The sequence below is a fragment of the Halorubrum salsamenti genome (assembly GCF_007671685.1).
Taxonomy (GTDB): domain Archaea; phylum Halobacteriota; class Halobacteria; order Halobacteriales; family Haloferacaceae; genus Halorubrum; species Halorubrum salsamenti.
On the sequence record NZ_VCNL01000004.1, the window covers coordinates 67,570 to 94,444 of the forward strand.

The 26,875-nt window shown below is 57.2% G+C and carries 30 protein-coding genes and 2 pseudogenes; 27 read left to right on the top strand and 5 right to left on the bottom strand.

The features are described from left to right. Positions 1-29: 29 nt before the first annotated feature. The gene (locus FGL94_RS11630) at positions 30-1,448 is read right to left on the bottom strand and encodes an MATE family efflux transporter (RefSeq protein WP_144925211.1); all 1,419 of its coding nucleotides are present in this window, start codon (positions 1,446-1,448) and stop codon (positions 30-32) included. Between the two features lie 886 nt (positions 1,449-2,334). Here FGL94_RS11630 and FGL94_RS11635 point away from each other — a divergent pair. The 6 genes from FGL94_RS11635 (at position 2,335) to FGL94_RS11660 (ending at position 7,417) form a co-directional block, all read left to right on the top strand. Beyond that, entirely contained in the window at positions 2,335-3,225 is an 891-nt protein-coding gene (locus FGL94_RS11635) for a DUF7351 domain-containing protein (RefSeq protein ID WP_144925214.1), read from the top strand. A gap of 153 nt (positions 3,226-3,378) precedes the next feature. After that, positions 3,379-4,224 carry a DsbA family oxidoreductase gene (locus FGL94_RS11640; RefSeq protein WP_144925217.1) on the top strand — a complete coding sequence of 282 codons (846 nt, stop codon included), beginning with the start codon at positions 3,379-3,381 and terminating at the stop codon, positions 4,222-4,224. Beyond that, the gene (locus tag FGL94_RS11645) at positions 4,224-5,201 is read left to right on the top strand and encodes a glutathione S-transferase family protein (RefSeq protein ID WP_144925220.1); all 978 of its coding nucleotides are present in this window, start codon (positions 4,224-4,226) and stop codon (positions 5,199-5,201) included. The genes FGL94_RS11640 and FGL94_RS11645 overlap by 1 nt, the downstream gene beginning before the upstream one ends. Beyond that, a complete protein-coding gene (locus FGL94_RS11650; protein ID WP_144925223.1) occupies positions 5,198-6,328 on the top strand; it encodes a citrate synthase/methylcitrate synthase in 1,131 nt (376 codons plus the stop codon). Before FGL94_RS11645 ends, FGL94_RS11650 begins: the two co-directional genes overlap by 4 nt. Positions 6,329-6,345: 17 nt before the next feature. After that, entirely contained in the window at positions 6,346-7,107 is a 762-nt protein-coding gene (locus FGL94_RS11655; protein ID WP_144925226.1) for an AzlC family ABC transporter permease, read from the top strand. Beyond that, complete coding sequence (locus tag FGL94_RS11660) at positions 7,097-7,417, top strand: AzlD family protein (protein ID WP_144925229.1); 321 nt, start codon at positions 7,097-7,099, stop codon at positions 7,415-7,417. The genes FGL94_RS11655 and FGL94_RS11660 overlap by 11 nt, the downstream gene beginning before the upstream one ends. Before the next feature lie 6 nt (positions 7,418-7,423). Here the strand turns inward: FGL94_RS11660 and ribH are convergent, their stop codons facing one another. Continuing rightward, positions 7,424-7,831 (bottom strand): 6,7-dimethyl-8-ribityllumazine synthase, encoded by a 408-nt coding sequence (gene ribH, locus FGL94_RS11665; RefSeq protein ID WP_144925232.1) that lies wholly within the window; start codon positions 7,829-7,831, stop codon positions 7,424-7,426. A 383-nt stretch (positions 7,832-8,214) separates the two neighbouring features. Here ribH and FGL94_RS11670 point away from each other — a divergent pair, with 383 nt between their 5' ends. Continuing rightward, positions 8,215-8,631: a DoxX family protein gene (locus FGL94_RS11670; RefSeq protein ID WP_144925235.1), complete on the top strand. Its 417-nt coding sequence runs from the start codon at positions 8,215-8,217 to the stop codon at positions 8,629-8,631. Between the two features lie 20 nt (positions 8,632-8,651). Then, on the top strand, positions 8,652-9,488 hold the full coding sequence (locus FGL94_RS11675) for an MFS transporter (RefSeq protein WP_144925239.1): 837 nt from the start codon (positions 8,652-8,654) through the stop codon (positions 9,486-9,488). 11 nt (positions 9,489-9,499) lie between these two features. On the opposite strand, the gene FGL94_RS11680 is transcribed toward FGL94_RS11675, so the two are convergent. Then, positions 9,500-10,330: an IS5 family transposase gene (locus FGL94_RS11680; protein ID WP_144925242.1), complete on the bottom strand. Its 831-nt coding sequence runs from the start codon at positions 10,328-10,330 to the stop codon at positions 9,500-9,502. Positions 10,331-10,388: 58 nt separating this feature from the next. Between FGL94_RS11680 and FGL94_RS11685 the strand changes: the two genes are divergently transcribed. The 12 genes from FGL94_RS11685 (at position 10,389) to FGL94_RS11740 (ending at position 19,359) form a co-directional block, all read left to right on the top strand. Then, complete coding sequence (locus tag FGL94_RS11685; RefSeq protein WP_144925245.1) at positions 10,389-10,787, top strand: MFS transporter; 399 nt, start codon at positions 10,389-10,391, stop codon at positions 10,785-10,787. Positions 10,788-10,829: 42 nt separating this feature from the next. After that, positions 10,830-11,756, top strand: coding sequence for a winged helix-turn-helix domain-containing protein (locus FGL94_RS11690; RefSeq protein ID WP_144925248.1), 927 nt, complete (start codon positions 10,830-10,832; stop codon positions 11,754-11,756). Between the two features lie 75 nt (positions 11,757-11,831). After that, positions 11,832-12,782: an ATP-grasp domain-containing protein gene (locus tag FGL94_RS11695; RefSeq protein ID WP_144925251.1), complete on the top strand. Its 951-nt coding sequence runs from the start codon at positions 11,832-11,834 to the stop codon at positions 12,780-12,782. Positions 12,783-12,821: 39 nt separating this feature from the next. Continuing rightward, the gene (locus FGL94_RS11700) at positions 12,822-13,622 is read left to right on the top strand and encodes an aldo/keto reductase (RefSeq protein ID WP_144925254.1); all 801 of its coding nucleotides are present in this window, start codon (positions 12,822-12,824) and stop codon (positions 13,620-13,622) included. A gap of 153 nt (positions 13,623-13,775) precedes the next feature. Beyond that, positions 13,776-14,360, top strand: coding sequence for an NAD(P)H-dependent oxidoreductase (locus FGL94_RS11705; protein ID WP_144925258.1), 585 nt, complete (start codon positions 13,776-13,778; stop codon positions 14,358-14,360). Positions 14,361-14,362: 2 nt separating this feature from the next. Next, complete coding sequence (locus FGL94_RS11710) at positions 14,363-14,746, top strand: winged helix-turn-helix transcriptional regulator (RefSeq protein ID WP_144925261.1); 384 nt, start codon at positions 14,363-14,365, stop codon at positions 14,744-14,746. Positions 14,747-14,952: 206 nt separating this feature from the next. Then, on the top strand, positions 14,953-15,648 hold the full coding sequence (locus FGL94_RS11715) for a cupin domain-containing protein (protein WP_144925263.1): 696 nt from the start codon (positions 14,953-14,955) through the stop codon (positions 15,646-15,648). Positions 15,649-15,736: 88 nt separating this feature from the next. Further along, positions 15,737-16,903 carry an acyl-CoA dehydrogenase family protein gene (locus FGL94_RS11720; protein ID WP_144925266.1) on the top strand — a complete coding sequence of 389 codons (1,167 nt, stop codon included), beginning with the start codon at positions 15,737-15,739 and terminating at the stop codon, positions 16,901-16,903. Next, on the top strand, positions 16,887-18,062 hold the full coding sequence (locus FGL94_RS11725) for a trans-sulfuration enzyme family protein (RefSeq protein ID WP_144925269.1): 1,176 nt from the start codon (positions 16,887-16,889) through the stop codon (positions 18,060-18,062). The genes FGL94_RS11720 and FGL94_RS11725 overlap by 17 nt, the downstream gene beginning before the upstream one ends. Before the next feature lie 69 nt (positions 18,063-18,131). Continuing rightward, positions 18,132-18,389 carry an AbrB/MazE/SpoVT family DNA-binding domain-containing protein gene (locus FGL94_RS11730; RefSeq protein WP_144925271.1) on the top strand — a complete coding sequence of 86 codons (258 nt, stop codon included), beginning with the start codon at positions 18,132-18,134 and terminating at the stop codon, positions 18,387-18,389. Then, complete coding sequence (locus FGL94_RS11735; RefSeq protein WP_144925274.1) at positions 18,386-18,787, top strand: PIN domain-containing protein; 402 nt, start codon at positions 18,386-18,388, stop codon at positions 18,785-18,787. The genes FGL94_RS11730 and FGL94_RS11735 overlap by 4 nt, the downstream gene beginning before the upstream one ends. Positions 18,788-19,029: 242 nt before the next feature. Beyond that, complete coding sequence (locus tag FGL94_RS11740) at positions 19,030-19,359, top strand: hypothetical protein (RefSeq protein ID WP_144925277.1); 330 nt, start codon at positions 19,030-19,032, stop codon at positions 19,357-19,359. A 67-nt stretch (positions 19,360-19,426) separates the two neighbouring features. On the opposite strand, the gene FGL94_RS11745 is transcribed toward FGL94_RS11740, so the two are convergent. Beyond that, complete coding sequence (locus FGL94_RS11745; RefSeq protein ID WP_144925279.1) at positions 19,427-20,284, bottom strand: CBS domain-containing protein; 858 nt, start codon at positions 20,282-20,284, stop codon at positions 19,427-19,429. A 119-nt stretch (positions 20,285-20,403) separates the two neighbouring features. Between FGL94_RS11745 and FGL94_RS11750 the strand changes: the two genes are divergently transcribed. From FGL94_RS11750 to FGL94_RS19030, 6 genes and pseudogenes are all read left to right on the top strand, one after another. Continuing rightward, entirely contained in the window at positions 20,404-20,748 is a 345-nt protein-coding gene (locus FGL94_RS11750; protein ID WP_144925282.1) for a hypothetical protein, read from the top strand. An 11-nt stretch (positions 20,749-20,759) separates the two neighbouring features. Next, entirely contained in the window at positions 20,760-21,029 is a 270-nt protein-coding gene (locus FGL94_RS11755; RefSeq protein WP_144925285.1) for a hypothetical protein, read from the top strand. Between the two features lie 42 nt (positions 21,030-21,071). After that, positions 21,072-21,980 (top strand): ADP-ribosylglycohydrolase family protein, encoded by a 909-nt coding sequence (locus FGL94_RS11760; RefSeq protein ID WP_144925288.1) that lies wholly within the window; start codon positions 21,072-21,074, stop codon positions 21,978-21,980. Positions 21,981-22,052: 72 nt separating this feature from the next. After that, positions 22,053-22,901, top strand: coding sequence for a hypothetical protein (locus FGL94_RS11765; RefSeq protein WP_144925291.1), 849 nt, complete (start codon positions 22,053-22,055; stop codon positions 22,899-22,901). Between the two features lie 427 nt (positions 22,902-23,328). Beyond that, positions 23,329-24,162 (top strand): annotated as a pseudogene (locus FGL94_RS18915) (type IV toxin-antitoxin system AbiEi family antitoxin domain-containing protein). Beyond that, positions 24,159-24,281, top strand: a pseudogene (locus tag FGL94_RS19030) (nucleotidyl transferase AbiEii/AbiGii toxin family protein); the annotation flags it as partial. The pseudogenes FGL94_RS18915 and FGL94_RS19030, both read left to right, overlap by 4 nt. Here FGL94_RS19030 and FGL94_RS18355 read toward each other — a convergent pair. After that, on the bottom strand, positions 24,262-24,519 hold the full coding sequence (locus tag FGL94_RS18355) for a hypothetical protein (protein WP_186313402.1): 258 nt from the start codon (positions 24,517-24,519) through the stop codon (positions 24,262-24,264). The pseudogene FGL94_RS19030 and the gene FGL94_RS18355 sit on opposite strands and share 20 nt — an antisense overlap. Positions 24,520-25,350: 831 nt before the next feature. Between FGL94_RS18355 and FGL94_RS11775 the strand changes: the two genes are divergently transcribed. Next, positions 25,351-26,871, top strand: coding sequence for a tyrosine-type recombinase/integrase (locus FGL94_RS11775; protein ID WP_241659169.1), 1,521 nt, complete (start codon positions 25,351-25,353; stop codon positions 26,869-26,871). Positions 26,872-26,875 lie beyond the last annotated feature (4 nt).

Consider the following 26,875-nt stretch of genomic DNA (forward strand, 5'->3'; position numbering starts at 1 on the left):
TGGTGCGGTAGTATCAACGAGTTTGCTGGTTAATCAGCCGAGGCATTAGCTACGTTGTCAGCTGCGTCGCGGAACAGCGTATCGCGTTGTATGTGGTAGTACCCTGCGAGGATCACCGTGGTTAAGACGTTTGACCCCGCGATGGCGCCGAATACTGGGATAACTCCGGTCTTCAGGAGCACTGCTGCGATTCCTGCTAATGGAATCTGGATTGCCCAGTACTGGAGTACTGACGAGCGGAAGCTCACCTCCCCTCGACTAGCACCATTGAATCCGCCTTGTAGAACGTACATCGCGCCGTAGGCCGGATAGCTGAGGGCCAAGAGTCGTAGGAAATCGACCGCAAGGGAGAACGCTGCGCCGCTAAGTTCCGGTGCGAGTACGTTCGTAATACTACTGGCCATCTCCCACTGGACGATGGCGAGGAGGCCGAGAACTCCGCCGAGGATCACTACGCCAGCCCGAGTGGTATCAGCGGCACGTTCCGGTTTCCCGGCACCAAGATTCTGGCCGACGACGCTCTGGGTCGCCGACTGGAACGCTTGCGCGGGGATGGATGCTGCGGAGAAGACGCGTGTGCCGACCGCGTACGCAGCTAATGCGACGGGACCGCCTGTGAAAAACACAATAACAACCATCACGAGTTCTGCGACGCGGCGGTTCGCCTGTTGAGCGGCCGGTGCGAATCCGCGGTCATAGAGCGCTCGAAATTCGTCGAGACCGATGCGAGTCGCCGTCCGGGACAACACTCCTCCGCTACGCCCCTGTAGAACGAACGCGACGGCGAGTACGAGTCCTGTAGCGAATCCGAGTACAGAGGCGAGCGCTGCCCCGCTGATCCCCATCTCAGGGACCGGCCCGAGACCAAATATCAAGACGGGATCAGCGATGAGGATAGTGGCGACGGTAGCAATACTGATGTACAGGGCAGCTCGTGAGTCACCCCTAGCCACGAAAGCGGCTTCAATTGCGTCGCTGGTCGCGGCGAACACGAGGCCAAGCGCGAGAATTCGGATGTAAGTCACTGTGAGATCGACGACGTCTGCCGGGGTTGGACCGGGACGAATCATAGTTAGGAGTTCGACGAGCGTCGGTGTGGCGAGGACGGCACCGCCGCCGATGACGACACTCAGAACTGCTCCGAGGACGACACCGTTGAACGTCGCCCGTTGGGCTGCGCCTTCTTTGTCGGCTCCTACGCGCTGCGAAACGAGTATCATCGTCCCGATGTAGGGGACGCCAATGACGAGGATGAGCAGGAGACTGAATAGCGGCGCGGCGAGACCGACAGCGGCCACTGCGTCACCACCAAGTCGCCCGATCCAGAACAGATCGATTACTAGTGATGCCACTTCCACGACGTTCTGAGCCAACAACGGAATCGACATCAACGCCAGAACGCGGTGTATAGGTTTGGAAGTAACCTCGTCACTTGACAGTTCGAACATAGGGGTAAAACAAGCGATAGAACCACTAATAAGGCCGCTAAAACTCACTTCCGTAATTAAAATGATACCAAGTGTAGCGGGGTGGGTCCGTGTAAACGGTTAGTACTCACGCGTCGATGTGTACTTCGTATCGAGGTTAAGCGCCGCTGTGAGGTTATCTCACATGCCTCCTGGCGCTTATCCGAGGTGGAACAATGAAAGGCATCGTATCCAACTCGAATTCTCGGGATGAGGGACGCGAATACCCGCTGTGTATGTTCCCGGGCCCACAGTAGCGGTCGCGTTGCTGAACTCTACTACCTCTCCGAACGTCCACTTCTGGGTTCCACTGGGCGGGAGAGTGAGTCGCCCATTACCGGACGATCGTGCCTCAATTGGCTTCCATCCGGCGGTGGATTTCTTCTTGATTTTCCATTGATATGGGTTGAATTCCAGTTCGGTGGATGAGTTATTGTGAAGCGTCAGATCGACTTCGTTTGGTGATTCCGCACCTGTAGGATTTGATGGGATTAGATAGACACTTGCAGCTTCCGGATCAACCGTATGTGAGCAGACAGCTGTTTCGGCTTCACTACCGTGCGGTGGGCACTCGTACTCGGAGGGCTGAATTGATGAGGTGGTCTGCGTTCCTTGATCCGGAGCACTGCCTGAGCAGCCTGCGAATCCGACCATCGAGACACCTGTAAGAGCGAGCAAATCTCTTCGTTTCATGGTCTACAGAGACCACATTCGGCGGCGGATAAGGGGATTTGTGAGACTGAAACAGTTGTTTAAACGACGAGCGCAGCAGAGTCATCGATATTTTTGAGCTTATCGAGATCCTTTACTGACTGTTCTACAGAACTCTCCCGAAAAGATAACTCCTGACCCGTCAACCGTACGGTATATGCTCGTATCCGACGGGGGGACAGCCGAAACCAGCCTTACGTCACAGGAGGCATTTGCCATACTTGGAAACGAGTACCGTGCGGAGATCATCCGGACACTAGGTGACGAACAGGGCACAGAAGGCCCGAGACCGGTTTTATCGTTCTCAGACTTGTATTCGAAGGCCGACGTTGACATCTCCACGAGTCAATTCAATTATCACCTCCAAAAGTTGGTCGGCCCGTTCGTCAACAACACTACGGACGGCTATCGACTACGGCATAGGGCGGTGACACTGTACCGGACGATTCTCGCTGGCACCTACACTAGGGAAGCCTACATTGAGGATTTCAAAGTGGGCGTTGACTGTTATTACTGTGATGCGCCTATTGAGGCACGATACGCCGACCGGCGGTTTACTATCCTGTGCTCGGAGTGTGGCCGGGAGTACTCCGATACGACGGCTCCACCGAGTATCGACGAGGGTGACCATGAGGCCTTACTGAACCGGATGAACCAGTACATCAGACACCGAATTCTAGCGTTCTCGAAGGGTGTCTGCTCGATATGCGCCAACGAACTCCGCACCCAATTCTTGGCCGGGGACGATTTAGCCGTGCCCGGATCCGAACAATTAGACGTGTTCGTTCACCGGTCATGCGACCATTGCGGTGCCCAGCAGTACATGTCGGTCGGGCTCTCGCTGTTGTACAATTCCTCGCTTATTGCCTTTTTCCAAGAGCGCGGTCTCGATGTTACGACGACGCCCATCTGGGAATTAGAGTTTGCGATGACTGACCGCTTCGTGGATATTCGTTCGTCAGACCCGTGGAAAATAGCACTCTGCGTTGAGCAGGGTGGTGATGGGCTGGAACTCGTTGTGGACGACGATCTTACTGTTCTCGATTGAGGCCCGTTTCGTCGAGCGATTGTTCGGAAGTGTCCCGTCGTGAGACTGTACTGATGCTCAGCTTGAGTCTAGAAGTAACCCGGTTTCCCGTACTAAACCTGATTTATTGTACTCTGCCTGAAATATATTCCCCGGCGGATTGTAGCCGTTCATATGTCTTCGACAGACACGGAGCGACCAACGATAACCCAGTTTACCGACCCGATGTGTACGTGGTGCTGGGGTTCAGAACCCATCATTCGGCGTCTCCGAACCGTACTCGCAGACCAGGTAGAGTTCAGATACGTCATGGGCGGGTTAGTGGAAGATTTCGACGAGTTCCACGACGCGGCCAACGACATCGCAGAACCTAGTGATGTTGCGCCACACTGGGAGGAAGCGTCTCGAATTCACGGAATGCCGGTCGATACGCAGATCTTCGAGACTGATCCAGCACAGTCGACGTACCCCGCAAGCAAGGCATTCACCGCTGCACGCCAACAGGACACCGAACTGGCGAATCGGTATCTGCGCCGCCTTCGTGAGGTGTACGCGACTCAGGTCCGTAACGTCAACCACCGAGAAGAGCAGGTGAAAATCGCGGAGTCGGTCGGCCTTGATGTCGATGAGTTCACGACAGCACTGGATAACGGAATTGCTCAAGCAGCATTCGAGCAGGATCTTTCTCGAACCCGCCAAGCGGGAGTTCGGGCGTTCCCGACGTATCACATCGAGGGACCAGCCGGTGAAAAGCAGGTATCAGGGTTCCAGATGTTCGAGGAACTGATGACCGCACTGAAGACAGTCGACCCTACCTTGGAACAGTTATCCACCCCGTCGGTGCCGAAATTCATCGCCGAATACGAACCCGTTGCGACGCGGGAAGTCGCTGAAGTGTATGAACTCGACGATGGGAAAGCGCGACAGGTGCTGGAATCGTTCGTCGATGACGGATCTGTTCGCCGTGAAGCCCGTGGAAATGGCTTCTTCTGGTATTCGAATAACGGAGGGGATCGCTGATGGGACTGCTCCACAACGGTGAGTGGGAACCCGATGCCACGCGGGACCAGTACGTTCACGACACCTTTGACGAGCATGTCGGGAATTCCGGAGACGCCGAATTTCCCGCGGAAGCAGGCCGATACCACCTCTACATTTCCCGGGCCTGCCCGTGGGCGCATAGAACGGCGCTCGCCCGGCGTCTACTCGGTCTCGAAGACGTGATCTCAGTAGACGTCGTCGATCCTGTCCGCCACGAACAGGGCTGGGAGTTCTCGCCGAAGAAGCCGAATTGTACTCCGGACTCGGTACGCGGCCACGACACTCTCTATGAGGTCTACCAAGAGGCTGCCACCGACTACACCGGCCGAGTGACCGTTCCCATCCTCTACGACCGGGAAACCGACGCTATCGTCCACGAGGAGTCAGCAGCGATTGCCCGGATGCTCGCCACGGAATTCGGTGATTACGCGTCGAAACCGAGGGATCTCTACCCTGAGTCCCTCCGAGAGGAGATCGACGAGGCTATCGAAGACATCCACTCCTCGATCAACAGCGGCGTCTACCGAGCCGGATTCGCCGACTCGCAGGCCGCCTATGAAGAGGCCGTACAGGAGCTCTTTGATGCGATGTCTCGATGGGACGAGACCCTCTCCACCCGCCGATACGTCGTTGGTGACCAGCTCACCCTTGCAGACGTGTTCCTCTTCCCGACGCTGTATCGGTTCGACGCTGTCTACCACACTCACTTCAAGTGTAACGTCTGTCAGCTAATCGACTTCGACCACCTCTGGGCCTACGCCCGAGACATCTACCAAACGGATGGGGTCCCCGAGACCTGTAACATGAACCACGTCAAGGAACACTACTATCGCAGTCACGACGACATCAATCCAACCGGATTCGTCCCGGTAGGACCCGAACTGAATTGGGAAACCCCGCATGAACGAGGCGAGTTATCCGACGAGTCTACTGCGATTAACGAGGCAAACACATGACTGATTCGCTCAACCCCGGCCTGGAAGGTGTCGCTGTTGCGGAAACGCGCCTGAGTCAGATCAACGGTGGACAGGGGAACCTGGCTATTCGAGGGTTCCCAATAGACGAACTCGCCGGTAACGCGCGCTACGAGGAGACGGTCTTCCTCCTGCTGAACGGCCGGCTACCGACTTCGACGGAATATGCCGACTTCAGGGATGAACTGTCGTCACACCGACAGATTAGTGAGGAGGTTCAGGCTGTTCTCCGGCGTGCGGCCCGAGAGGAGAAGCCGGCAATGGATGCCCTCCGGATGGGCGTCGCCGCAGCGAACCTCGGCGTTACAGAGCAAGATCAAGGTGAAGACGTCCGACGAGTGATCGCGGTTTTTCCCACTATTGTAGCGACGTACTGGCGATACCGTCAGGGAAAGGAACCGGTCACTCCCCGCGACGACCTGGGACACACGGCAAATTACCTCTATATGCTCACGGGCGAAGAACCGTCCGAAGCCCAAGTTGCCGGGCTCGAAACCTATCTTAATACTGTCGCCGACCACGGATTGAACGCGTCCACATTCAGCGCACGCGTGGTCGTCTCTACAGGATCGGATCTCGTCTCTGCGGTGACGGCTGCGGTCGGGACGCTCAAGGGCCCTCTCCACGGGGGTGCACCTGGTCCAGTTTTGGAAATGCTTCGGGAAGTGTATGAAACAGGCGATGCAGAAAGGTATGTCCGCGAAACGTTGGACGCTGGAGAGCGCCTGATGGGATTCGGTCACCGCGTGTATCGCGCACGTGACCCGAGGGCAGCTGTACTCGAATCAGCTGCGAAGCGCTTCTACATCGACGGCGGCGACGCCGACTTCTTCGATGCTGCTCAAGAGTTCGAGGATATCGCTACTGACCTGTTATCGGAACACATGCCTGATCGGCAGTTAGAGACAAATGTAGAGTTCTACACCGCCATTCTACTCGACGGCGTCGGTATTCCGAAAGACCTCTTCACGGCCACGTTCGCTATCTCCCGAGTCGGTGGCTGGACGGCTCACGCACTGGAACAGATGGATGACAACCGGCTGATCCGGCCTTCGTCTCACTACGTCGGTGACACACAACGGTCGTGGACACCGGTTGCTGAACGGTAACGTGGTGACTATCGAATATGGCTCAAACGAACACGGAATCAGGTGAAGATTCGTCGGCCGGCGATGAGGACATGTCAGCGGAGACTGAGAGCGAACAGGTAGGGTTTTCTCGGAACGGTGTCCGGGCTGGCTTCGTCACGTGCGTTCCCGTCGCGCTCGGAGTCGGTGCCTATGGCCTCGTGTTTGGCGTACTCGCGCGTGAGGCCGGTCTGAGTCTCCTCACTGCCGTGGTAATGAGTGCGACCGTGTTGGCAGGGGCAGCACAACTCATCGCAGTCGGTCTGTGGGACTGGCCGATTCCCGTCGTCGCCGTCGTCGGAACAACGCTGGTGGTGAACCTCCGTTACCTCCTGATGGGGGCGTCGTTGCGCCCGTGGTTTACGCGGCTCTCGTCTCGACAGGCGTATATGAGCCTCTTCTTCATGGCGGACGAGAACTGGGCACTCACGATTCAGGACCTCCGTGACGGTAACGGACGCGGAGCGTTTCTACTGGGAAGCGGGTTGGCAATCTGGGTTTTCTGGGTTGTCTGCACCGCTATTGGCTCGGTCGCTGGCAGCCGCATCGGGAACCCGGAAACCTACGGTCTGAGTTTCATCCTGACGGCGATTTTCCTTGCGTTACTGGTCAGCTTCTGGGAGGGGCGAGATTCCCTCATCCCGTGGGTTGTAGCTGCCGTCGTTGCTGTCAGCGTTGATGTAGTTCTGCCCGGCCGCTGGTATATCTTGGCGGGGGGACTTGCCGCGAGTTTGACCGAGGTGACGCGTAATGTTCGGTGAAGTGTCGCTGACAGCGCTCGCAGTCGTGTCCGGGATGAGTATCGTCACGTACGTGACCAAGGCTGGCGGATTCTGGGCACTGGACCGAGTTGAGCCGTCTGAGTCAGTGCGAGATGGGCTCGACGCTCTGCCTGGCGGAATTCTCGTTGCAATACTGGTTGTTCGATTGTTGGAGGGCGGCCTAAGTGAGTGGATGGCCGGAATCGTTGTGGTCGTTGTCGCCCATAGGACGGAGAGCGTCTTGCTCGCAATGGTTGTCGGTGTTGGCACGCTCCTCATTGTCCGCGGAAGTGGTGCTAGCTTCGTCTAGTGGAGTCTACCCTGGAAGCTCTCTAACAGTATCGACGGCGGCATCAACAGCATTCACCGCGTATTCGATCCGTTCGTGTGCTTCGGCGGAGCTCATATCCGGTCCGATTACGCCGAACGTCACGGGTGTATCTCGGTCGAGGCTGACGTCGCCGAGTTTGTCAGCCGCAGTGTGGGTAACAACCTGATCGTGGTCTGTGTCACCCGTAACGACCGCCCCCAACACTGTTACAGCGTCAATTTCGTCGCACCGTGCGAGACGGTCAGCCGCAAGTGGAGTATCGTAGACCCCCGGGACGTAGACTGTTGTAGTGATTTCAGCGTCCCGTTCTAATATTCGCTCTTGGGCTCGGTCTTCCATCTCTTCGGCCATTGTTTCGTAGAACTGTGCAATCACTAGTCCAACTGAGGCCATCATAATCGCGGACTTCTCGTACTAACAAATGTGTTATGGTTCCCAGATCTGGGGAGATACGGGCTCTTACCAAATGTCCCGCACGGGAACCAGAGATACTCGGGCGGCGTATTCGGCTGTTTAGCCGTCATCACGGCCGAAGGTACCTGATGCCTATTACGAAAAATACTCTTCAAGTTGCCTCTGAGCTGGTCCATTATTTCGCCACGTTGCCGTGGTTTAGCGCTCGAAACCTGGTATAGTGTAACTTGCCTGAAATATATTCGTCAAGCAGTCGTATCACCTCATGCGACGATGTCAGCAAACGACAGTCGAACCGCGACGGTTGGAATCGCACGGACGAACAGTAACCCACGAGTCTCCAGTACGGAAGGTGATGCCTGATGGTGTTCTCTTCCGCGATGGCTGGGACGGCGTTCCTCGTAGGTCGAGTGCTGTTCGCACTCGTCATTGGCTACCTCGCGCTGGGTAACTTGCTTGACCTCGAATCCTCGGTCGGCTACGCCAAAAGCAAGGGAGCTCCGCTGGCAACGATCAGCGTCCCGATAGGAAGCTTCGGCCTGATCGCCGGCGCGCTCGCAATCCTCACCGGGATCTTTCCCGCTGTCGGCGCACTAGCAGTGATCGCCTTCCTCGTCCCGATCACGGTCATCATGCACGACTTCTGGACCATGGAAGGACAGGACCGGCAGAACGAACAGATTCACTTCTTGAAAAACATCGGGCTGATCGGGAGCGCGTTAGTCTTCCTCACGCTCTCTCCGATTGCCTGGCCTCTCGCAGTTGGCGTTGGACTCTAAAATAGAGGGGAATAACCGAGATGTCACCGAGTACTGAGCGATCAGTAGGAGTCCCATGGCGTTCGCCGGTTTTGATCGCCATCCTCGCGGCCACACTAATGACACCGATGGACGTGCCGCTAATCAGCTCGGCGCTCCCCGAAATTCGATCCGTATTCGGCGTCTCCGAGTCTCGCGCTGGCCTGTTCGTCACACTGTACGCTCTCCCCGGGATACTGCTTGCTCCGGTCATCGGCGCGCTCGCCGACCGCATCGGTCGGCGGTACGTCCTCTCAGGGGCCCTTGCCATCTTCGGGCTCGCCGGCACCGCCATCGCGTTCACGAGCGATTTCACGGTCGCACTGGCCCTGCGTGTCTTTCAGGGGTTCGCCGCCGGGAGTATCCTCGCAGCCCTTGCGATGACCGCGGTCGGCGACCGATACTCTGGCCGGCAACATGACTCCGTCATGGGAATCACGTCGGCTACGCTCTCTCTCGGGACCGCAGCCTATCCCGTGGTTGGGGGATATCTCGCAGCTCGCGCCTGGAACGCGCCGTTCCTCATGTACGCGTTCACGCTTCCGGTTGCGGGATTGGTTCTATTCGCGTTCGACGATGGCGAAACGACACCTAGTAGTAATGATCGCGGCTACATCCGTGAGGCCGTCAGTCTCGTTCCGACTCGTCGAGCCTTCACGCTGTACGGCATCATGTTCGTCTCCTTCACTTTTCTCTTCGGTGGGTTATACACCGCTCTGCCTTTTTATCTCGCTGATGCGTTCGGCTTCACCTCCACAACGATAGGACTCGTTACCAGCACAGTCCTACTGGTTACAGCAATCGTCTCAACGCAGAACGGCTGTGTTGAATCGCTGTAAGGCGGAGAGATTCACTGTGTGACGAAGCGTTTGATGTTATAGACGACACACATCAGCGCGATTTCGCGGAACTCGCGGAACCACGACCGCGCTCGCACGGCGAAGCCGAGCGAGCGCTTCACAGCCGAGTTCACGGTTTCAGTCATAGAGCGCTGATTGTAGCGTTTATCGTCGATTCTGGCGTTGTGCGCGTGGTCGTACGGTGCGAAGATGCGGTGCTTGATCAGCGGTCTGATCCCGAGCTCACGCAGACCTTCGCGGAGAGATTGCTTGTCGTAGCCCTTATCGGCCGCAAGAGACCGCAGATCGCCCGCGTTCCGGCGGGCGATCTGCTCAGCGAGGTCTGCGTCGCTTCCTTCTCGATTCGTTGAGCAGTGAACGTCAATGACGGCCTGCGACGCTGTATCGACGAGTTTCGTGACTTTGAGCTTCTGAACGCGGTAGCTGATCCGCTGGCAGTAGTGGCGGCTCGCTGGTGAACGGTCGTAGAACGTGGCGTCAATCGCGGCGTGTTCGGAAAGATTGTGCAGCTGCGCCGACTGGCGCAGCAGCACTCGACAGACGCTCATGCTGATCCGGTCGAACGCCTTACATAACGTGGACGGCGCGGGGAGATCGGCCGCGTTGAGGCCGATCTCCCCCGTTATTTGTGGCATCTCTTTGAGCAGGTCGATCGTCATACGGTACGATGAATCGAGGTAAATCCGCAGACAGTGAAGGGAAACGAGTGCATAGTCGGCGAATCCGCCGCCACCTTCCGGGGCGGCGGATTCGTCTCCATCGCCAGTAACTCTTTGAGCAACCGGCACAACTTCCCCGATGAAGCGGGAGATCTGCGTCATGAACAACCGCATTCTCCCGCTTCAACTCCTTTGATTTAGCGGCCTACCTCGCTGGTGTATGGCGATTCAACACAGCCCGCAGAACGGAAAGCTGGCGGGTAGAGCTTCGACGACGACTCTGCTTACCGCCGGCTTTTCCCTGTACGCACTCGGCTTTCTCGCCGTCGCCCTCGCAGGTACTTCCCGGCTGCTAATCGGCGGACTACTCGTATTCGGTGCCGGGAGTGGTCTCGTCACTCCCACGCTCTTCACCAGGATCAGTGTCCTAGCTCCAGAGGAAGTTCGTGCCGGTGTAATGAGTCTCCAGACAACGACCATCGGGATTAGCCAAGCTGTTGGCCCCGCATTGTTCGCACTTCTCGGAGGAACAATCGGCTACCAGGGCACGCTCCTTTCAGGGAGCGCCGGAGCAGCCGTTGGAGCTGCTGTTCTGAGCATCTTTGTATACGATTACTGATAAGAATAAATATTTATACTGGACTATGAGGATTCGGGACGTATGGCCAGTGAACAGTCTGACAGAACTCAGGTTGCAACTGACGCTGAATCGGCGTTTATGACCCTGAGCAACAATCTCCGGTTAGAGATTCTGCTCGCGCTGTGGGACGCCCCAGGTTTTTCGTTATCATTTTCCGAGCTCCGTAAAAAAGTGGGTGAGCGTGACTCGGGCAGCTTCACCTACCATCTCTCAGAGCTACAGGATCAATTCGTCGCTAAGACCGACGACGGCTACGAACTACAGTACCCCGGCCACCGCGTTCTCGACGCAATTCAGAGCGGAGTCTTTCACGATCAGGTAACGGTCGGGCCGGTCGAGTTAGACGAGGACTGCCGGGAGTGCGGAGAGCAACTGACCTTCGAATACGACACCGATTACATCGCCCGGATTCGTTGTCCAGATTGTGGGAACCGGGCGTTAGAGTGGCCGTTCGACCCCGGTGGCATCGCTGACCGCGACAACGACGCCATCGTTGCGGCCTTCGACCGACGAACGGAACTCATCTGGTCATGCGCCCTTGACGGGATCTGTCCGTTCTGCGCGGGCCCAGTCGACCGCGAGTTAACCAGTCGCGTCCACGAGCAGGGAGCATGTATCGGTGTTATCGAGCAACTCGAACGGTACGACGAGTACTTCGCCCGCGACCATCCTGCGGTCGTCGCCGTTGACTGCGAGCGATGTAGTTTCTACAGCTTCATTCCGGTCGGTGTCGTCCTGCTGACGCGTCCGGCAGTCACTGGCCAGCTTCACGAAGCCGATATCGACGTCCAAGAGACGCCGCTGTGGGATCTTGGGTTCGTGGTTGACTCTGATGCCGTCACGGTCCAGCAAAGAGACCCGATGTGCGTCGAAGTGTCGATTCCGGATGCGACGGAATCGGTGGCGTTCACTGTCAAAGAGTCGCTCACTGTCACCACCAAGGATTGACGATAGGGTGTAAGAAGAATTACTGGAACGGGCTCCACCGAGAAGTTTAGTGATTTTATCGTGTCTCATGAGTCGATGACATATCGGTCCTCGCCCAGAATTGGTCTCGTCACCGGTGAGACAGCTCCAAACTTGACCGAGGATGGTCAAGCATTACAAACGGAGTTAGGTAATCGCGGCTTCTCCGCGGAGTCAGTTCTCTGGACGGATTCGACAGTAGAGTGGGATAGCTTCGACGTAGTACTCGTCCGTTCCTGCTGGGAGTACCACTCCCAACTGGATGCCTTCCAGAACTGGCTAGATCGTATCGAGAACGTGGATGTCGTACTGCTCAACTCGGCCGACACAATCCGATGGAATCACCACAAGTTCTATCTCCGCGATCTCGAACAGAGAGGTGTCTCGATTCTCCCGACGACTTGGGTTGAACGGTCCACCGAAATCGATCTCAGAACTGTTCTAGAATACGACGACTGGCGAGAGGTCGTAGTAAAACCCGCTGTCGGCACCAGCTCGTCCGGAGTCTGGAGGACCTCTCACGACGAAGCCCGAAAGCACCAGCAGCGATTCGAGGACATTATTTCGAGCAACGACGTTCTCATTCAGCAGTTCGCCCCCGAAATCGAGGACGGCGAACGGTCTCTCGTCTTCTTCGAAGGTAGTTTCAGCCATGCCACCAGACAGCTCCCAGCTGCGGACGATTTCCGCGCTCACCCGAATTACGGCGGGAGCTCAGAACCGTACGAGCCGCCACGTGAAATCGTGGAACAGGCCGCGGCGGTCCTTGAGGCGGCGGGAAAGGAACTAGGAACCAGCCCGATCGATTTCACGTACGCCCGCGTAGATGGTATCGAACGTGGAGACGAGTTCTTGTTGATGGAGCTCGAACTCATCGAGCCATACCTGAATCTCGATGCCGGTGAAGACGCCGTCGCTGTATTTACAGATGCCATTGAAGCAGGTGTGGCCCGGCACGCGACCGCCCCAGCTGAAAATCACCGTAGCTCTCCACGAACGGACGACTGATCACTCGGTCTCAAGACTGTACGCCATTCTACTGAGATAATGACAGGAGACGATATTCCTGATATCGGTATCGGAACGTACGATACTACTTCGGATGTCTGTACCACGAGCGTGGAAGCGGCCCTAAATATCGGCTACGGGCACGTCGATACCGCCGAAATGTACGAGAACGAGTGTGCGGTCGGTGAGGCCTTAACCTCAGCAAGCGTCGGGCGTGACGACGTGTTCGTGGCGACGAAGGTTCATTCTCGTAATCTCGGGTACAACGACGTATTGGAACATGCCCGGGTGAGTTGCGACCGGCTTGGTGTTGACGCTCTTGACTTGCTGTACGTCCATTGGCCGATTCGTGCGTACGACCCTGAAGAGACTCTTTCGGCATTCGACGAGCTCTACGACTGTGGCGTGATTCGCCACATTGGGCTCTCGAATTTCACCCCTGAATTACTTGATGAGGCGCGCACATACCTTGACGCTCCGATTTTCGCTCACGAGGTCGAATGTCATCCCTTGCTACAACAGGAGGAACTGCGGGAGTACGCTCAAAAGCACGACCACTATCTCGTCGCATACTCTCCACTGGCAAAAGGGAAAGTGACTGAAGTCCCCGAATTGATCGATATCGCAGACAAATACGGGGCGACGGCAGCGCAGGTCAGCCTCGCATGGTTACTATCGAAGGAGAACGTCGTCGCCATTCCGAAGTCCACTTCGGAAACGCATATTCGAGAAAACTACGAGGCCCAGCACCTGACGCTCGACGAAGACGACGTCGCACGGATCGACGCGATTGACAGGACAGCACGCCAAGTCGATTTCGACGGAGCTCCGTGGAACTGAAGGTCCACGGTTCGCTTCTCTGAACTCCACCACAGGAACCTACGGCAGTTTCCCGTTCGCTGACACTGCTAGGAGCGAATATTATAATATATTTTACTGGAATGGATTCCACCGAGCGCTTAATTGGGTTTAGAGTGTGTAATTCGGTAGGGAATGGACATTCACGATCCCAGACATATAGTCGCAGTATGTGGAAGTCAGCGCGACGGGAGTCGTACCCGTCACGCGCTCGAAGAAGCCCTGTTGGCAGCTGAGTCAAAAGGTGCCACAACCGAACTCGTGGACCTCAGCACATTAGACCTGCCAGTCTTCGACCCAGATCAGAGCGATGCGGGGGATGCGAGAGAACTCCGCCAAGTCGTGAGAAGTGCTGACGCCGTGTTGCTGGGCTCTCCAGTATACCACGGGTCGTACTCGTCAGTACTGAAAACCGCGCTCGATTACTGTGGGTTCGACGAGTTTGAGGAAACGACAGTGGGTCTACTGGTCGTCGCCGGCGGAGGCTTCCCGACGCCCGCGCTAGAGCACCTTCGGTCGGTTGCCCGCACGCTCAACGCCTGGGTACTTCCTCACCAGGTCGCCATCCCAAATGCGCACAGTACCTTCGAAGCCGGAGAGTTAACCGATGAAGCGCTAGTTGACCGAGTTGAGGCCCTTGGAGTTGACCTCGTTGATTACGCAGGCGTCGAATCGTACCCCGAGAACACAACTGCCTGTACTGCCCCCACGGCCGATTAACAATGTCTGCTGAAACTGAATCCCGACAGAACGAAATCGAGAAACAGAACGCATCGGCATGCCCAGTCATCCAAGCCATCGACCAGATCGGGACTCCCTGGCGAATGAACATCATCTACGCCCTCAGAGAGGGTGAGAAACGGTTCAACGAACTCAAGCGATCGACCGGAGCACGCTCGAAGACCCTCTCCGATGCGCTCGACGAACTGGTGGACAACGACATCGTCACCCGACGAATGGAGGAAGACGCCCCGGTCGCGGTCTACTACGGTCTCACTACAAAGGGAGAGGACCTCCTTGACGTGTTAGCGGAGCTGGATGAATGGGCCAAAGATTGGGGCGAAGTAGCCCCTGAAGGGCCGAAAAACCGTCTCCACGAGACCTGAAATAGATTTATCACGATGACACAAAACCAACTATTGGGGGTTCAACACTACCTCAGCAGGAGCGATCCGGACGTTTCGCTATCGGGTAGCGGAATGTTCCAATCGATTCGACTGATAGCACGACTCCACTCTATCGGAACCGCTGTCAGAGATCGTATTCCGCAACAGAACAGCCCCGAATCCTTGGTGGAGCGCTGTTACTCTCGATGACGATCACAACTGGCCGACCGCTTGGCAAGGACGGTGAACCGGCTGACGCCCCCGCATTAGAATTGGATGCTGACGGTCCCGCGACACGATTACTTCGAGAGTCCCCGTATCCATTAGCGTCCAGCCCTGCTGCAGAGCTTTGGTCCGTAATTACGCAATATCCCGAGCGAGATGGATCCTCAGATCCCGCGATGGTCGTCTGGGCCAGTCCCGACAGTATGGAACTGCCGCCGCATGTTCACCCCTATGATTCTGAGTACTTCCGCACACTACGTGGAGAAGTGACGCTAGTCGTAGACGATGAGCGCCACCATCTCAGTCCGGGCGAGGACATCACTATAGATCCTGGTCAATCACACTTCTTCCGAAACAACACGGACGACTACGTCGCCTTTTACACAGAAACACCTTCGATTCGTCCAATTGAGGTACAGTTCACTTTCTTCGGAATGGATCACGATGGCGTTTTTTCACGTGATGATTCGTATTCTGAGCCAGATCTCTTCCAAGGACTTCTGATGTCCGAATATCTCCACGAGAGAACACGAATTACTTCGATTCCGTTCCCAGTTCAGCGAATTCTTTGGGCCACCTTCGGTCGGTTCGCCAAAAGTACTGGGCGAGAAGCAGTCGATACGGCGTATCTGAACAACGAATTTTGGGAAGAGACCGTTGAACAACCAGAGTTCTAAAACTCATAAAATGACTTCCCGAAGCACCACCCATGTCAAATATGTGGAACTATCGTGGTATTACGATTGAGATAGGTGATTCATTCCAGTGAAATTCCAACTTACCGAAGATCAACAGCGACTCCGCGATGAAGTCCGTCAGTACGCACAGGACGAAATCAGACCGCAGGCAACCGAACTGGACCAAGCTGAGGAACATCCGACAGAGATCCTCAATGAGCTCGGCGAGCGTGGATACACGGGGATCACCATCCCAGAAACATACGGTGGAATGGGTGAAGGGATGGTAGAACTCGCGCTTATGACCGAGGAACTCGCTGCGGCACTCATGCCTGTTGCAGGTGCAGTGGCATTACATCTCGGCGTGGCGGAGGTCATCCAGCGGTTTGGAACCGACGAACAGCGTGATACGTACTTGCCGTCGATGGCCTCCTACGACACCGTCGGTGTCCTCGGAATGAGTGAGCAGAACGCCGGGAGTAACAAATTGGAAATGGAGACGACCGCCAAGCGGAAAGGCGACGAGTGGGTTCTGAACGGACACAAGCAGTGGCTCACCAACTTTCAGGATGGCGATTACGTCCTCACGTACGCGAAAACCGGCCCAGAGGGTGAACGTCCCCACAATATCTCCGCGTTCCTTGTCTCAACCGATAGGTTCGACGTGGAGAAGGTCTGGGATACGCTTGGCTCTCAAACGGTGAAATCACCGAGAGGTGCCCTCAAAGATGTTCATGTTCCGGATCGACAGAGGATCGGAGAGGTGGGAGAGGCATACGTCCAGCGCGGGCAGCTCCAGACGGGAGTGAACGTGCCCGCTCGCGGCGTCGGAATCGCGCGCGCCGCACTCGATGACACGGTCGCGTACACCAGTCAACGAAAGCAGTTCGACCACTCCATCGGTGACTTTCAGGGTGTTAAGTGGAAGGTTGGCGAGATGGCACAGCGGGTAGATACCGCACGACTGCTGACGCTGCGTGCAGCGGATTGTGCTGACCGGGGTCACGACACGACCCGAGAGTTCAGCATGGCAAAGGTGTTTGCGACACAGGCAGCCGTAGACAACGCAAACGAAGCAATGCAACTTCACGGCGGCATCGGCTACACGACGGAAACACACGTGGAGCGGTATCTCCGAGACGCGCGACTGCTGACGATTGCTGGCGGACCCAACGAAGGACACAAGGACACTGTCGCTGCGGCTGTGTACGACGATCATCCAACGTGGGACTCGAACCATGACCGAGACATTTGAGTTCGCAACTGAAGCGGTTCATCGCGGTGAAACGGGTGGTGAACAGCAGTATCTCTCGGGGGACGTCGTTTCACCGATTCACTTGGCTACACACCACGAAATGGAGGCTCCTGGGGAGCCGAAAAACGGATACAAGTATGCCCGGTTCGGAAATCCGACCCGGGACGCATTGGAATCGCGGCTCGCTCACCTCACGGGTGGATCAGAAGCTATTGCGTTCAATTCCGGGACGGCAGCGATAACGACGACCGCCCTCGCGCTCTGTGACCCGGGCGATCACCTCATAGCGTTCGACGGTGTGTATGGTGGCACGAGGTTGCTTCTTGATGACTTATTCGGGGACGTGTTGGGCGTCGAAGTGGAGTACGTGGACGCAAGAAGCCCTGAAACCGTCAAGGAGCACATCAAATCAGATACGGCCCTCTTCTGGATGGAGTCTCCTACGAATCCGCTGCTGAAGATATGTGATATCGCTGAACTGGCCGACGTCGCTGATGCGCACGAAATCCCGCTATGCGTGGATAACACGTTTGCGACGCCGTATTTACAACAACCACTGGAATTGGGTGCCGACGTGGTCGTTCATAGTACGACAAAATACCTAAACGGTCACAGTGACTCGACAGGCGGTGCCGTCGCCACGGATGATCCGGAGATAGCAGACAGGGTTTCGACGCTACAAGAATACGTCTTCGGGAACACATTATCGCCATTCGACGCTTACCTCGTGCTACGAGGGGCGAAGACGCTCCCACTGAGGATGGAGCAACACGAAGCGAACGCTCAGACGATCGCGGAGTTCCTCGCTGACCATCCCAAGATACGGGAAGTTCACTATCCGGGACTCGAATCGCATCCTCAACACAACCTCGCTAGACAACAAATGGACGGATTCGGGGGAATTGTTTCGTTCGAATTGGAAGCTTCGGAAGCCGAAACTAGGGCCTTCATCGAGGGATTAGACGTATTCACCGTAGCTGTGAGCCTTGGCGGAGTCGAATCCCTCGTTGACCATCCATGGACGATGTCTGCATCATTTATTTCTCCAGAAGAACGTCGTGCTGCGGGAGTCTCCGACTCGTTAGTCAGAATGCCAGTAGGTATTGAGGATAGTACTGATTTAATTCAGGATATTAAACAATCAATCTCTCTGTTGTAATGGAATCCTACTGGATGGAAATAGCGATATTGGAAAAATTTGATTGTTTTCCCACGCGTTGTGTGAGGTATGACGACTGAGACTGATGATCGAGGGAGGATTTACCTCTCGAAGGATCTCCGGGATCGTCACGGCGAGCGGTTCCGCGTGGTTGATCTGCCGAGTCGGAGCGTGCTCGTTCCCGTTGATGACGACCCGCTTCAGGCGGTCCGTGAGAGCGTGGGCCCAGCGTTCGAGGGGAAGGATATTGATGAGTTTCGTGAAGACGCGCGGGCGGCGAACGCGGAGGAGGCCCGCCGAGAAACCGTGGAGAAGTCTGACATGTGACGGCGACGTACGTTGAAACCGATTTTCTCTTCGCCGTGGCGAAACCCGACGACTGGCTGAGCGAGGAAGTTGAGGCGGTCCTCGCCGAGGAACCCGTCGAAACGTCGCTGCTCGCGTATGCGGAGTTTCTCGTCGCCACGTACACGGAATACGACGAGTCCGAGTTTGAGGTGACACCGCTCGTTGCGAACATGCTTGATTTGGTTCCGCTGCCGTCACCGGAAGAAGAGGAACTGCTGCTCGCGGCGGCAACGTATCTCGATGACCACGATCTCACGCCGTTCGACGCGCTTCACGCGGCACACGCCGCGACGCGCCACGGCGGCGCGCTCATCGGCTCCGACCGTGCGTACGACCGACTGTCTGATCTTGACTGTCGGCCGCTCACTCCCGACTAACATGCTTTCGACGGCGCGGATCGCGGCGTGCTTGTACCAGTTGGTGTTGTACGACTGGAGGTGTCCGAGCGGGAGCGGGACGTGGGTGATGCCGCGGCTGTCAGCGTCGGCGACGAAGTAGTGGACGACTTGCCTTGTGGTGAAGACTGGTAGCGGGGTGTTGTGTATCGGGTGCGAACAATCTCTCAGATATGCTACGTATTGCACAAGCTATACCCGGGTTTGCTACGCAGCGGTATTACATGACGACACTTCGGAGCCGATTGTCGCAGCTCACCGAGCCTGACGCCGAAGCGGCTGAACAGACGCGTGACGCGCTGCTTTCTGAACTCGATGTTCCGACGGACTGGACAGTGGCTGAAACGGACGTCGAAATCGCGCAGGACGGAACGGGAGACTGGTTTCTCGTGGCGTTCGAGCACCGGTCGGATCGGGAGAAGCGAGCGTCCGTCTTTCTGCTTGCGGACTCGCACGGGTTACAGGTCTACGTCGAATCTGCTGATACCGATCACTGGAGCGACCCGACGCGAGACGCCATGGAGATCTCGGAGACACTTCGCGGCCACGCGTGATCGACGTCGGTCTCACGGGTGAACGCGCTTTCCGGTGCGGTCATTCCTTAGATCACTTCTGATCCCGTTACGGGTCGTTGCTAACGGGTTGAGCCGGTTCGTCTCGCGTGGTCCGCGCGCCTGGGTCGTACCCGGCGTCTTGGAGGTTCGAGAGGACGTCGTTGATGGTTTCGAGGGTGGTGTACAGGTTTTCCGTGGTGCGGCCGCTGGTGAGGAAGTCGGTGCTGTCCGTGTTTTCGACGAGGAGGTTGGCGTGCGCGACGTCGTTGCGGAGGTCGGTGATTTCGTGGAGGCGTGAGTCTGCGCTGCCTTTCGTGGTGAATCCGCAGGCCTCCCAGCAGGCTTCGACGTTGGTGACGATGGTTTCGAGCGTGGAGAACTGCGCGTAGTGGAGTTCGTCGAGCGCGACGTTGGCGGCTTGCGCGTCTTCGTGCCGGGCTTCGATGTCGTCGATTTCGTCTGGGGTGACTGGCGTGGTTTTCCAGTCCGGCTTCGTGTCGAGGACGAGTTCGCGGAGGTGTTCTTCGAGGTAGGTGATGCGGTCGAACAGGTACATGCGGGCGGGGGCGGTGTTCAGGTCGGCGCGGGTGAGGATTCCGGTGACGTGGTCGGGGCCGCCGAGGAAGTAGACGGGGGTTTCGATGAGTGCGGACAACACGGCCGTGAACGGCGTGTCGCCGCTGACCATGTAATCGATGGTAAGTGAGGTGAGGTGGTCGGCGAGCGTGGTGCCGTCGTCGTCGGTCGTGACGTCGTTTTTGTGGATGAATCCGACGGGACCGTCGTCGGCGTACACGGGGGCTGCGTCGTACCCGTTGTCGGCGAGCCACGCGGCGGCGGTGCTCGGTGGCGTGTCGTGATCGAGGTGTGCGACGGAGTGCGTGGCGAGCTCGGCCGCGGTACAGTTGTACAGGTCACGGGGCATGCGAGTGAGTGTGCCAGCCGTGGTTGTGAAATTACGGGAACAGTCGCGTGAGGGTGACTGATCGAGACACCCACTCACCGCAAGCTTGATGTTCAAAAAGCATATATTATTACTTGATTATGCTCAAAGGGCATTTCTCGTCGGCGGGGGCGAGTATCGAGTACGGGGATGCGAAGTGTCTGTTCCCGGTCGGCGAGCTGGATGCGACGGTGCTCCAGTATCGAGATGCCCAACTCGCGCTTGACGGTGCCGACGGAGCGAGCGTCATCGTCATCGCGCCGACGAGCCTCGCAACGAGTTACCACCTCACCCAACACACGCTGACCGCGATTCACGTCGAGAGCCTCCCCCGCGCAGTCCGCAGAGAGATCGACGCCGCGATCGATGCGTTCGAACTCATCCAGGTCGGGAAATGGAACAGTGACAGCCGGAACCACTCGCTCGCTGAATTCGCCGACGCCTGACCTGTAATTCAATGACCGAGTCATTCGCTGACGAGTACCCGGAAGCGGCCCCGTATATTCAGAAGGCCGTCGACGAGCACGGCGAAGACTGGGTGTTGGAGCACTACTACGAGCAACTCTACCCGCTCGGGCAAGTGATGGCGATGCCGGAAAAAGAGGAACTCCCGTTCTACGATGCGGACGAACACGAGACGATGACGGAGGAGGAACGCGTGGAGATGTATCAGGCGTGGGCGGAGTACCGAGAGAATCTCCGCACGGGAACGAAGCCCGGCGAGTGACTGCGGCCCCACATTTTTCGCAGCGGTAGTCGTTGATGACGTATGGACTCAGATCGAGTGCGGGGTGTGCTGCTCGGGTTGGCGTGCGGGGATGCGCTTGGCCGGCCGGTCGAATTCCAGTCTGCGTCCGCGATTCAACGAGAACACGGGCGACTCGACGAGATGGTCGGGCACGGCACGTGGAACCAGCCGGCGGGGACGATCACGGACGACACCGAACAGGCGCTGTGTATCGCGCGGAGTCTCGCCGACCACGAGGAGTTCGACCCGGCGGACGTCGCTGAGCGGTTCGTCGCGTGGTACGAGACCGGTCCGTTCGACATCGGCAGGATGACGAGACGATCGCTCGACCGGCTCAAACGCGGTGAAGCGTGGGACGCGGCAGGCCAGCGCGTGTGGGAGCAAAGCCGGGAAGGGCAGAACGCAGGGAACGGGAGCGTGATGCGGTGTGCGCCGCTCGCCATTCCATACGCGAGTGACTGGGATCGACTTGTGGAAGTGAGTCGGCAATCCTCGCAGATCACGCACGCTGATCCGCGGTGTACGTACGGGTGTGCGATTCTGAATCTCACACTAGCTGGCCTGCTCGAAGATGCGGACACGCCGTTGCAGGATGCCCTCAACTACGTCGGTTCGGACGCGCCTGATGAGCTTGTGACAGCGCTCGAACCACTCGTTCGTGGCGACTCGCCCAGCACGCTGGAGACGTCGGGATACGTCGTGCATTCGCTGCAGACGGCACTCCACGATGGCTTCGTCGCGGATAGTGCCGAGGACGCCATTGTGACGGCAGTGAATCGCGGCGGTGATACGGACACGATTGGCGCGATTGCGGGCGCAGTCGCTGGGGCGCGGTTCGGGGCCTCACAGCTTCCGGATCGATGGCTGGGTGCTATCGACGAGGTCAACGAACTCGAAGGACTGGCAACCCAGCTTACCGACGTAGGGTAAATCAGGGGATGTGTGTTGGCCAAGCTTTGGATGTAGTGTGTTTTAATTCGGTCTGTCGCCTACGCTGATGGGATGACTGCCTGTGTCTATTACCATCATCCCGAGGATTCTCAGTATTCTCTCGCGTACGTTACTCAGGACAGGGATGAGATAACGACGTCCGGGCGAGATGCAATTATTGAGCAGTACGATCTGGATGAGGAATTCTTCGTACTGTATACGAATCGCGGGGCGAGCGGTACGGTCGAGGACCTTGATGACGAATTTGAAGATGTACTCGATGAGATGTCGCCACAGAACCGGACGATTACGGTGCGGTTGCTTCAGATCTTCGAGGAGATCATCGAGGAAAAGGAACTGGAGGAGGAAGCGATGCTCGATATTTACAAGCAGATCGAATTAGAGCGGATTCCTGACGCTCTTGCACGCGTTGATTGGACCGGTACCGCCATCGATGTCGCAGGGCAGCTTATGTCTACACTCATTCTGAAACACGCGCTGCCCAACGCGAATCACCGGACATCGATCAGTATGGCTCAATGGTATCTGGAGAGCATCGAAACCGGGTTTTCTTTCCCTGACTTTGCGACCGAAGAGTACGACTGGAAGACGTGGGTCAACGAGTACATTACCGAGTCGAAGCGGCTTCTCACGGTTCGGCGGAATACGACGGCATTCTCGTTACTCTCTGAGTGGGGGTGTGGCACCGTTATGCGGAAGAATGGCATCGAGATCGTTCTTGCAGAGTATGACCTCGATTTTACTCGTTCAGAGGCCTACGCGTACTATGGTGACGTACATACAGAGCTCTGTACGGACTTCCTTATTGAATCTGTTACCCGTGCTGGGCACGAGGAACTTATCACTACCGAGGGTATTGGAAAAGCGGAATTCGTCTCGTTCCTCGATGAGGCAGAATAACCGCGTTAGTCCTGAAGGTCCGCGACGGTGCGTCCGAGTTCCCGGGCGTGTTCGCTCTGGCTTACGTCGTACCGCTCTTCTATTGAGCGGAGTCGTTCTTGGAACGTCATTGTTGGACCTCCAGTTGGGTCTACTGTAAATAAAGCAGTTCCCGGATAAGAACCTTTCCCAGCCGTTCAAGCGAGAACAAGGTGTCGATCGGTTGTGTCGGGAAAGAGCGTCAAGAGTCCCCTTCCCCGCTCGACGAAGTGATGGAGTTTGTAACCAGATTTAGATTCTGTGTACGTCCAGCGGCCTTTGACATCCTCCCCTCCCTGAAGGACGAGGTTTTAGCCTTACACCTTCCATAACCCGCCTTTTCTCAAACTATGCCACAATACTGTCTTTATCACTGATCCGGTTTAGAGTCTATGTACGTTGAGCGGCTATGGGGTCAACAAACGGCGTAGAGATTCAACGAAAGAGCTTGTCGACGCGCGAGGCGCAGGCGCTGTCACGGCTCGCAAGCGAGAATCGGCAGGTCATCAGTATTAGTGACATCGCGGACGCGCTCGACATTCCGCGGAAGTCGGCCAAGGACATGGCGTATGCGCTCAAGGAGAAAGGATGGCTTGAGCGGATCGCGCAGGGGAAATACCTGATTCTACCGCTCGCTGCAGGTAAAAACGCCGTGTATACCGCACACGAGTTCGTGATCGCGTCAGCACTCGTGGAGCCGATGTACATCGGGTACTGAAGCGCGTTGAATCACCACGGATTGACAGAGCAGATGTCCCGCACGGTGTACATCGTGACGACAGAGCGCGCTAAGGAGCGTGAAATCCACGGGGTCACGTACCGTCCGGTGACGATCACGGAGCAGAAGTTCTTCGGGTATCAACCGACTGCGGTCGGGTCGAATCAAGTGAACATATCGAGTATCGAAAAGACGCTGGTCGATTGCGCCGACCATCCGGAGTTCTGCGGGGGTATCAGCGAGCTTGCGAAGGCGATGCAGAACGCTGTCGATACGTGCTGTTCGTGGGACCGCGTCGTCGAGTACCTGCGACAGATTGGGAACGGTGCCGCGACGAAACGACTCGTGTATCTCGCCGATCAGTTGGACATCGATCTTCCGGAGTACCGGGACCTCGTCGAGGACTTCACGACCGGGTACCCGCTGCTCGACCCGACGAGGGAAGCGACGGGAACCCGGGACAGCACGTACCAACTCCGTCTGAACGTTGACCCCGAATCGGTTCTGCTTGGTGACTTCTCGTGATCTCCGAAGCGCAACTCCGACGGCTGGCCAGAGAGCTTGATGTCCGACTCGGCTACGCGGAGAAGAACTACGTCAATTCGTGGATTCTGTGGGCGATCTTCACGGGTCCCTACGGTGACAAATCATAGCACGCAACAGCACAGCAAGCGCTGCCTGTCGTGCGACGAGCGTTTCCGCCGGCACAGTGTCCAACTCATCGAATCCACGCTCGGCAACCCACTCCGCTGTACGACCGCACAGCGCCGCAGACGCCTTCACCGACAACGGCTCAGCGATCGACTCCGCAACATCAACAATCACCGCCTCAAGCTCCTCAACATCAGCATGCCGCTCTAGCGGCCGTACTACCTCGTCCACATCGCGCCCTACACTGTCCGGCGGATCCGGCATTTTAATCGGCGCGTGCGCAGGAATCTCACTCAAAGTTGAATCGACCCGATCCGGCGTTAGGCACGGGTACAGAGTCGATGAGTCGGTTCTCGCAAGCGGCAAGGTAGTGATCGCGTCAGGCATTTGCCTAATTATATAGGGTGAACGTCGTGCTTTTGAACACTTGCCCTGGCGTTCTTGCCGTGATCTCTGGAAAAGCCCGGTATGACGGGGGGTCCACCGTGAACACGCTCGTACGACGGGACAGCAACGCAGCCCGGCCGAGCCGGAGTACTCCGCCAAGAATCGTCGCCACCGGGTTAAGTCTCGGTAGATTCCGAGATACCTCGCACGTCTCGCACGGAGTATCGGAGACCCGGCACCGGATTCTGTAGAAATCATTGTCTAGCACTCGGGACCCACGAGCACACACCGCTCATCGGGTCCACGGCACCGAGTTCTGTAATTTTCATAGACGCGCACCCCTCCGCCGCAAAAAGCAACGGTCACCCGCGACCCAGCACGGGATTATGGAGAAATCATAGTACAAAATTCCCGGCCGTGGCCAGCAACGCTGGGCACCACCTGACTGTAACCGAACTGCCGACCCCCGCTCGGAACCGATCCCGGCCAGATCACCGCGCACCATCCGATTACACTCATCACTCGCAGGTACACGCCACAGACAGTCTGTAACTTCGCTCAAAGGCTACTGCCGTTCATACGACGGGACAATCGGTGGAACCACTCGCGTAGCACTCGGACTGCTCTGTGGCAGAGTTTTAAATACAACTGGAAAAAATGCGGTTTGCTTCAGCAATGTCAAGTGAAGAGTTAGAGCCGATGGAGCCTCGGGAAGCGAGGGACGACTACTTACAAGAACGGCAGGAAGACGCGAGCTTCGAGACCCTCCGAACGATTCGCAAGGGACTCAATCTCTTCGTGGAGTGGTGCGAGGAGAAAGGGATCCGGAACATGAACGAGATCAGCGGCAGGCAGCTCAACAAGTACAAAAACTGGTGTAAGGACACGAGCGACAACAACACCGTGAGCCTCAACGGTCTCCTCGGAATTCTCCGGCGGTTCCTCGTCTACTGTGTGCGGGTGGAGGCCGTGGCGTCAGGAACGCCGGACAAGACCCCGATACCGAACGTGCCGGATGACGAGGACGTGAACTACGAGAAGCCGACGGAGCAGGAGGTCGAGGCGACGCTGGAGTACCTGGAGACGTACGAGCCGGCGTCTCGCCGCCACGTTGAGTACAAGCTCATCGAAGAGATCGGATGCCGTGTCGGCGCGATCCGAGCGATCGATATCGGTGATATCGACCTCGAAGAGGGTGTGATCCGATTCCGTCACCGTCCGGAGAAGGATCACCCGGAAGAGAAAGGTACGCCGCTGAAAAACGAGAGCGACGGCGAACGTCACGTCAACCTCCCAACCGATCTGACGGAACTGATCGGCGACTACCTGGACAATCCCGAACGATACGACGTCACCGACCGGTTCGGTCGGAAACCGCTGTTCACGACGAAGCACGGCCGTCCATCGACGGACACGATCCGTCGAGACCTGTATAAGCTAACTCGGCCGTGCGTCTACGCGGACAACTGCCCGCACGATCGGGACACGGACGCGTGTGACGCGTTCAAAAACGCGAACGCGAGCGAGTGCCCGTCGAGTCACAGCCCGCATCCGCTTCGCCGGTACTCGATAGAGTCACAGATCGACGGTGGAGTCCCGAAGGACAAGCTGACCGACCGAGTGGACGTCTCGATTCCCGTGTTGAACAAGCACTATGACACCCGCAGCAAGGAGCGGAAACGGAAACACCGCCTCAAAATATTCGAGAAACTGTTCGACGGTTACGGAGATCCGGAAAAAACGCTGGACTTGGACCACATGCCGGACGACCTAGTCAACGAGAACGAGATGATCGACCCGCAGGTGCTGTTACAGCTCCAGTCGGACGGGACGGACTCGGAGACCGACCCGATGCCTGATAGCACGACGGACAGCGGAAGCGTCGGAGCTACGAACGCCGGAGAGGAACCGAACGAGGAACCCGAAGAGACGGACGAGGAACAACTGAGTATAGACGACTTCGGACGGAGTCCGAAAGCGGTCTTCGGCCCGGGAACGGCGGCGGTCGCGGGCACCGCAGCGCTCGGGTCGAAGACCATCGATCGGTTTCACTCGGAACTCGAAGCGCTGACGCCCGGCGAGACCGGCGTCACGCCGCCGGGGCCGGAACGCGCCGCCAAGGGAGTCGCCGGGTACGCGCTGTTCGTGGCGATGATCGCGGTGAACTTCGCGTTGCTCGGGATCGTTCCCGCCTGACCGG